The organism is Kitasatospora sp. NPDC001603 (assembly GCF_040298365.1).
Classification (GTDB): domain Bacteria; phylum Actinomycetota; class Actinomycetes; order Streptomycetales; family Streptomycetaceae; genus Kitasatospora.
This window is the reverse complement of sequence record NZ_JBEPAA010000026.1, coordinates 96797-103874: the sequence shown is the minus strand read 5'-3', so window position 1 is coordinate 103874 and position 7078 is coordinate 96797. Positions and strand designations below refer to the sequence as shown.

At 71.7% G+C, this 7078-nt stretch carries 8 protein-coding genes; all 8 read right to left on the bottom strand.

Going from position 1 to position 7078, the window contains the following annotated elements; all coding sequences use genetic code 11:
* Positions 1-454: 454 nt before the first annotated feature.
* The 8 genes from ABT263_RS18455 to ABT263_RS18420 all read right to left on the bottom strand — a co-directional run bounded on the left by ABT263_RS18455 (position 455) and on the right by ABT263_RS18420 (position 7075).
* A complete protein-coding gene (locus tag ABT263_RS18455; protein WP_352291424.1) occupies positions 455-1111 on the bottom strand; it encodes an NADPH-dependent FMN reductase in 657 nt (218 codons plus the stop codon).
* Positions 1108-1344 (bottom strand): ferredoxin, encoded by a 237-nt coding sequence (locus ABT263_RS18450; RefSeq protein ID WP_329486357.1) that lies wholly within the window; start codon positions 1342-1344, stop codon positions 1108-1110. Before ABT263_RS18450 ends, ABT263_RS18455 begins: the two co-directional genes overlap by 4 nt.
* Before the next feature lie 73 nt (positions 1345-1417).
* On the bottom strand, positions 1418-2041 hold the full coding sequence (locus tag ABT263_RS18445; protein ID WP_329486356.1) for a hypothetical protein: 624 nt from the start codon (positions 2039-2041) through the stop codon (positions 1418-1420).
* A 6-nt stretch (positions 2042-2047) separates the two neighbouring features.
* On the bottom strand, positions 2048-2980 hold the full coding sequence (locus ABT263_RS18440; protein ID WP_352291423.1) for a carbon-nitrogen hydrolase family protein: 933 nt from the start codon (positions 2978-2980) through the stop codon (positions 2048-2050).
* A 4-nt stretch (positions 2981-2984) separates the two neighbouring features.
* Positions 2985-4013, bottom strand: a complete 1029-nt coding sequence (locus ABT263_RS18435; RefSeq protein ID WP_352291422.1) for a carbon-nitrogen hydrolase family protein — start codon at positions 4011-4013, stop codon at positions 2985-2987.
* 115 nt (positions 4014-4128) lie between these two features.
* On the bottom strand, positions 4129-4893 hold the full coding sequence (locus ABT263_RS18430) for a class I SAM-dependent methyltransferase (RefSeq protein ID WP_329486352.1): 765 nt from the start codon (positions 4891-4893) through the stop codon (positions 4129-4131).
* Entirely contained in the window at positions 4880-6379 is a 1500-nt protein-coding gene (locus ABT263_RS18425) for a coproporphyrinogen-III oxidase family protein (protein WP_352291421.1), read from the bottom strand. Before ABT263_RS18425 ends, ABT263_RS18430 begins: the two co-directional genes overlap by 14 nt.
* Before the next feature lie 15 nt (positions 6380-6394).
* The gene (locus ABT263_RS18420; protein WP_352291420.1) at positions 6395-7075 is read right to left on the bottom strand and encodes a class I SAM-dependent methyltransferase; all 681 of its coding nucleotides are present in this window, start codon (positions 7073-7075) and stop codon (positions 6395-6397) included.
* Positions 7076-7078 lie beyond the last annotated feature (3 nt).

The window sequence follows — 7078 nt, the reverse complement described above, 5'->3', positions numbered from 1 at the left end:
CCGGTGGTGGTGGGGGGGGGGGGGTTGGGGGGGGGGGGGTGCGGGGGGGGGGGGGGGGGCCCCCCCCCCCCCCCCGCCAGAGCATCAGCCGTTCGCTCAGGACGGGCAGCACGCGGATGCCCAGGCTGTCCCGGCGGGGATCGAGCAGGGACAGCCCGGCGACCCGGTCCCGGGGCACCGACAGGCAGGCGTCGAAACGCCGCCGGTCGGGCGCCGTGGACTCCGGATCGTCGTACAGGACTTCGATACCGACGGTGCGGTCGTCGGAAATCCCGCGATTGAACAGAAAGGCGGTGAGGCGAAGCCAGGTCGCCTCCCGCGGAGTTCCGTTGGACGGATGGCGGAGACTGATCACGAGAAGTGGTCTGGGGTGCACCGGGAACCATTCTCCGGCCCCCTGGAAATGCGCACCCAATGTGTGCGTCTTATTCACAGGGGTGACGCTACCAACGGGTCAGCTCCCGCGTTTGACTGTCCTGGACACGTTCGGAACTTCTTCCGGGACGGCCGGTCCCGGCCGGACCGACCCGACGACGGCCGGACCGGCCGCCCCGGGCCGCAGCAGCGCCGCCGCCCGGGCCACGCTGCGGGCCAGCTCGTCCACCCGCGCCCCGAGCTCGGGATCGGCCGGCTCGCCGCCCGGCAGCGCGCCGCGGGCCTGCGGTACGGCGACCTGCTCGGGCACCATCCAGGCCCGGTACCAGCGGGCCACCAGGCGCAGGTGGTTGAGCGCGTTGGAGTTGTTGCGCCCGCCGAGCGCGCAGATCGCCCCGAAGACCTTCCCCTCGACGTGTTCGAAGTCCAGCAGGTCCAGGGCGTTCTTCAGGGCCCCGCCGATGGTCCCGTGGTACTCCGGCCCGGCCAGGATGACGCCGTCGGCGGCGCGGAACTCCTCGCGCAGCAGCTTGACGTCCGGGCGGCTCGGCCACGGGTCCTGCTTGTCGCCGTTGCAGAACGGCAGGTCCAGCTCGCGCAGGTCCAGCAGGGAGGTCCGGCAGCCGTCGGCGTCCAGGACGGCGAGGGCGCGGCGCAGCAGCAGCTGGCTGGTCGAGCCGGGGCGCAGCGAGCCGCCGAGGCCGAGGATCCTCGGCCCCGGCGGACGGGCGCTCACTCGTCCTCGCAGATGGCGTCGGCCGGGCAGCAGTCCATCGCCTCGTACACCAGCTCCTCCTCGTCCTCGTCGGCCGGCTGGCGGGCGACGAAGGTGTAGCCGGCCTTGTCGTTGCGGACGAAGGAGTCCGGGGCGATGCAGCGGCAGGTGTCGCAGTCGGTGCACTCCGCGTTGACGTAGAACCGCCCGGGCACGTTCTCCGGCAGCCGGGCCGGTACCGGGAACCCGCTCATGCGCCCGCCTCGCTTCGCTCGGTGGCCGCTTCGCGGAACGCGCGGCACTGGATGATGACCTCGCTCCGCTCGCTCATGCCTGGCTCCGTCCGGCGTGCACCAGCTCCAGCACCCGGTCGGTGTCGGTGCGCAGCAGGTGTCCGTAGGTGTGGCCGAGTTCGTCCTCGGGGGCGTAGGCCAGCACCTCGACGCTGTCGAAGCCGGCCAGGTAGTCCAGCACCCGGCGGACGTGGTCCGGGGTGTCGACGCTGAGTCCGAGGTGGGACATCAGCGCCCGCTTGCGCTCCGGCGGCTCGTCGGCCCAGGCCCCGTAGGCGCGGCAGGTGAAGAACTCGACCTCGGTGCCGCGTTCGGTGGTCAGGTTGATCCAGTGCCCGGGGGTGCCGTGCACCCGGGGCGCGATGTGCGAGGGGCCGGCGGACACCCGGCCGAGTCCCGGGTGGGACCGGACGGTCTCCAGCCAGGCCTCGTACTCCTCCTCGGTGCGGTAGTCGCCCAGGTAGACGGCGACGTGGTGCAGGCCGGTCAGCCGCAGGGTGCGCGGGTCCAGCGGCTGGCCGAAGAAGGCGAGCAGTGCGTCGGCGGTGTTGGTGGCGGCCGCCCGGTCGGCCCAGTCGAGGACCTCCTTCAGGGCGGGCTCGCGGTCGGCACCGGTGGGCAGGTGGTCGGCGGCGGGGTACAGCAGGCTGGGTGCCATGGCGAATCAGCTCCGTCGGGCGGTGAGGTAGTCCGTGATGAGGGTCTCCAGGTCCTGGTGGCCGGCGTACGGCTTCAGCAGGTCCTGGTACAGCTCGGGCCGACGGCCGTGCAGGCAGAAGTAGAGGCTCTTGCGGAAGGACAGGTCGACCTCCCGCAGTTCGCGCACCCGGTCCAGGTCGAGCTCGGCGATCAGCACGCCCTCCTCCTCGTCCAGCGAGCCGACCAGGTGCTCGGGCGAGGCGACGGTGCTGTGGCCGGCCACCGAGATGGTGACGGTCCGTCCGGCGCGCTCGCCGGTCACCTCGCCGACCGCGCTGGCCAGCAGGGTGTAGCAGACGTTGAAGGAGGAGTTGGCCTGGATGCACGGCCGGGTGATCTGGATGTTGCCGCGCAGCGCCGCCCCCGGCACCGCGATGATCTCGGCGCCGCGCATCGCCAGCGTCCGCGGCACCTCGGGGATCCAGAAGTCGGAGCAGACGCAGATCCCCAGGCGGCCGAACGGCGTGTCCACGATGACCAGTTCGTCGCTGGGCGAGACGGTGACCATCTCGGCGGCGAACCGGTGGGTCTTGCGGGCCTTGGCGGCGATCCGGCCCTGGTCGTCCAGCAGGACGGAGGTGTTGTAGTACCGGTCGCCCTCCCGCTCCACGACGGTGCCGCAGAGCAGGTAGCAGCCCTTGGTGCGGGCCACCTCGGCGAGCTGGTCGAAGAGCGGGCCCGGTACCGGCTGGTCGATCACGCCCTTGAGGTGGGCGCGGCCGGGGAAGTAGAAGGGCGGGCCGAGGAAGAACTCCGGCAGGATGATCAGTTCGACGTCCTGGACGGTGTCCAGCAGGGCGAGGGTACGGGCCAGGTTGACTTCCGGGTCCGGGTCCCAGAAGGACTGGATCAGCGCGACCCGGGGCCGGCTGGTGGCGAGCGAGCGTTCGACGGTCATCTGGTCAGGCTCCATCCGAGGCGAACGAGGTGTCCGGGGCCGCCGAGGTGTCCGGGGCCGCCGGGGCGCCGGGGGCTTCCGGGGTCGGGGCGTCCGGGGTGTCCGAAGCGGCATGCGGTGCGGTGTGCGGGGCGAGGGCCGCGGCGGCCCAGTCGGGCAGCGGCCCGTCCGGGTGGGTGGCGGCGGTCAGCGCCAGGCCGAGCGGCGAGCGGCGGAAGTCGGCGGCGAACGGCGCCGCCTCGCGCATCCGGCGCAGCTCGTGCAGGTCCAGGTCGGCGGTCAGCAGCACCTCCTCGCGGTCGGCCTCGGCGAGCACCGGCTGCTGCTTGCGGAAGTCCCGCGAGTAGGCGCCGATCGCCAGCGGGCTGCGCAGGATCGCGCTGCGGCCCATGTAGGTGAGCCCGGCGAGGGTGTTCTCGCCGGTCGCGCTGGCGAACAGCACGTAGGCGCAGTTCTCGGCGGCCCGGGCGAGCAGCATCTGCCGCACCGGCTCGGCGAACGGCCGCAGCAGGACGGAGGGGGCCACGATGATCTCCGCCGAGTCGGCGAACAGGCCGCGCAGCACCTCCGGGAACTGCACGTCGTAGCCGAGCGCGAAGCCGATCCGGCCGAGCGGGGTCGGGAAGACGCGGGCGCCGGTGCGGCCCGTGATGAAGTGCGCCTCCAGGTCGTAGACCATGGTGCGCCGCGCGGTGCCGACGAGCTCCCCGGTGTCGTCCAGCAGGACGGCGGTGCTGTGCACGTCGTCCCCGGCGCGCTCCAGCACGCCGGCGGCGATCCAGACGCCGAGTTCGCGGGCCAGGCCGGCCAGCCACTCGGTGAGCGGCCCGGGCACCGGCTCGGCGATCTCGTGGCTCTTCGGCAGGTTGAGCGCGGTGGCGAACACCTCGGGCAGGACGACGAGCCGGCAGTCGTCGTCGGCCGCGGCGCGCACCAGCTTCTCGGCCCGCGCCAGGTTCTCCGCACGGCGGTTGGTGGCGACGGACAGCTGGACGACGCCGACCCGGTACCGGCGAAGATCGGCGGTGGGCATGGTCGTGCTCCTTCCGGGGACGGGCGGTGGCGCGGGCGGGGTGGTCCGGGGGTGGTCCGGGTGGGGTGCCCGCCGCGGCGGCGGGCACCCCACCCGGACCTGGGGACGGGGACCGTCAGTCGAAGATCCGCTCGTAGATGCCGGGCTCGCCGACCGTGTACCCGGTGTCCCTGGCGCGGGAGGAGACCACCAGGTTGATGCCTTCCTTGGTGACGCTCCAGTCGTTCAGGCCGACCTGGTCGAGCAGCTCGCGCATCTCCTCGGTGGAGTACGAGGCCCGCAGCGAGGTCATGAACGCGTTGGCGTCACCGCCGGCGTACTGCAGCACGAACGAGACCATGCCCTCGTCGGCGTCCCGGGCCAGGTCGTACAGCAGGACGGCGCCGCCGGGGCGGCAGACCCGGGCCAGCTCGGGCAGGATCCGGGCGGGCTTGTCCCACCGGTTGATCGCGCAGAAGCTGAACACCACGTCGAAGCTGTCGTCCGGGTACGGCAGCCGGCTGTACCGGGCCCAGTCGCAGGCGAAGTCGCCGCCGTAGGAGACCAGGTTGGCGAAGATGGTGTTCTCCCGGGCGACCTCCAGGAAGGCGTCGTTGCTGTCCAGCCCGGTGAAGGTGGAGTCGCGGTGCTGGGCGGCCAGGCGCAGCGACAGCAGCCCGCTGGCGCAGCCGATCTCCAGGACGTCCTTGTCCGGACCGCAGTCCGGCCCGATCAGCTTCATCATGTGCTGCATCGGGATGATCATCGAGGTGCGCACGCTGCGGTCGTAGGCGCGGCACTCCTCGGCGGTCTCGAACGGGTCGCCCTGCGGGGCCCGCTCGGCGAGGTCGAAGATCCGCCCCCGGCGGGAGCGGCGCGCGGTGGTCTCAGAACTGGACAAGGGGGAGCCCCTTCCGGCCGTCGGTGCGGTCGATCTGCCACTTGAGGATCTCGGTGCTCGCCGAGGTCGGCTGCGGGAGCCGGTAGTTGGCGTCCGAGTAGAAGCTCTTGGAGATGTTGTCGATGTAGTACCAGCCCTTCGGGTAGGTGACCTGGATCGCGTCGGCGTCGACCTCCAGCAGCCCCTTGGCCACCAGGTCGTCGATCTTGTCCTTGAAGTACTCGTACGGGTCGACGCCGTGCCGCTCGCGGTAGACCGAGCGCTTGACCCGCAGCAGCTTCAGCCCCAGGACGAGGCTGCGGCAGCGCTGCTCGTGCTCGTCGGTGTAGGCGCCCATCACCACCGGCAGCCGGCCCTCGTTGCACCGGCTGATGTACGACTCGATGTCCGGTTCGTTGAGGTACATGTGGTTGTTCAGGTACCCGTAGGCGCCCGAGCCGATGGCCACCATGTCCCCGCACCGGCCCCAGATCTGGGACAGGTGGTCGGTCAGGTAGAAGGTGTCCGTCTCCAGGCCGCGGTACGGCTTGCTGCCGTCCTTCACCACCGGGTACGTCTTGACCCCGGCCGCCTCCCACTCGGGCCGCATCGGCTCGATGAAGTCGTTGTAGGTGAGCGCCAGGTAGCCCGCGTCCATCAGCGTGGTGTGCAGGTACTGGTACATCTCGTCGGCCTCGCGGGTGCTCGGGCAGGGCGGCGTGGCGCCGCTCTGCAGCGCGAAGAACACCTCCGAGCCGGGCATGACCGCGTAGTTGTAGACCGAGAAGGACGTCACCGGGAGGTCCATCAGGGTGCGGATGTCCTGCGCCCACAGCTCGGGGGTCTGGCCGGGGATGCCGATCATGTAGTCGATGCAGAGGTTCTCCAGGCCGCTGCGGTCGATCAGCTCGATGGTGCGGGTGGCGGACTCGCCGGTGTGCGCCCGGGCCCGGCCGAGGTAGCGCAGCAGCGGGTCGTGGAAGGTCTGGACGCCCAGGCTCATCCGGTTGACGCCGTGCTTGAGCAGCACGTCCAGCTTCTGCTGGTCGACGTCGACGGGGGTGGACTCGATGGTGACCGAGCAGTCCGGGCTGAAGTTGAGCCGCTGCTTCATGTAGCCCAGCAGGTCGTCGAGCTCCTCGGCGCGCAGCGTGGTGGGCGTGCCGCCGCCGAAGTAGCCGGAGGTGAAGACGGTGTCCCGGACGTGCGGCAGCTGCGAGTAGAGGTCGATCTCCCGCTTGAGCGCCTGGATGTAGCGCTGGGTGAGGGTGTTGCGGGTGGAGAACTTGTTGTACGGGCAGCTGGTGCAGACCTGGTTGCAGAACGGGATGTGCACGTAGAACGACGTGGTCTTCGGGAACTTCTCCCGGGTGGCGTAGATCTGGTCCGCCGACAGCGGCTTGACGTCGCACGGGTACCAGCGGACGAACTCGATGTCCCGCTCCGGGTAGTCGCGCCAGAAGCTGGGGGTGTCGAGGAAGTTCCGGGTGATCGCTTCTTGGGTCATGTGCCTCTCCGGTCGTCAGGTGGCGCGGTGGTGCTCGACGGTGAGTGCCATCGGGCCGTCCGGGCCGACCGCCCAGTCGGCCATCCCCGCGGCGTCGAGCAGTTGACGCAGTTCGGCGCCGGTCCAGGCGCCGCGCAGGGAGTCCAGGTAGGTGCGCAAGCGGTACTGGCCGTCGGGCGAGTCGTCGGCGGCCATCTCGCGCAGGGTGTATTCGAGGATGAACGGGTCCGGGTCCCGGCGCAGGTCGTTGACCAGCAGCCGGCCGCCGGGGGCCAGGGCCCGCGCCGCCCCGCGGAGCAGGGCGGTGGGGTCGGTGCACTCCCCGAGCGCGTGCACGCTGTAGACCAGCGGGTGGCGCCCGGCGAGGGGGGCCGGCAGCGGGCTGCCGGCCGGCCAGTGGTCGACCGGCACCGCCGCGCCGAGCCGCTCGCGCAGCGGGGCGACGGCGCCCGGGTCGGTGCAGAGCACCCGCAGGTCGACCGGGCGGCGGGCCAGCAGCAGGGCGGCGAACCCGCCGTAGCCGGGGCCGACCTCCAGCACCGGGCCGTCCGTGCACGCGCTCTCCAGCAGGTCGAGGAACTCTTCCTTGTACTGGTTGCGGGCGGCCACGTACCGGTCGTACGCCAGGCGGTCGGCCTCGTCGGAGAGCCGGTGGCGGGTCGGCGTCCGGACGGCCGGCAGCAGGCCGGTGGTCACCCC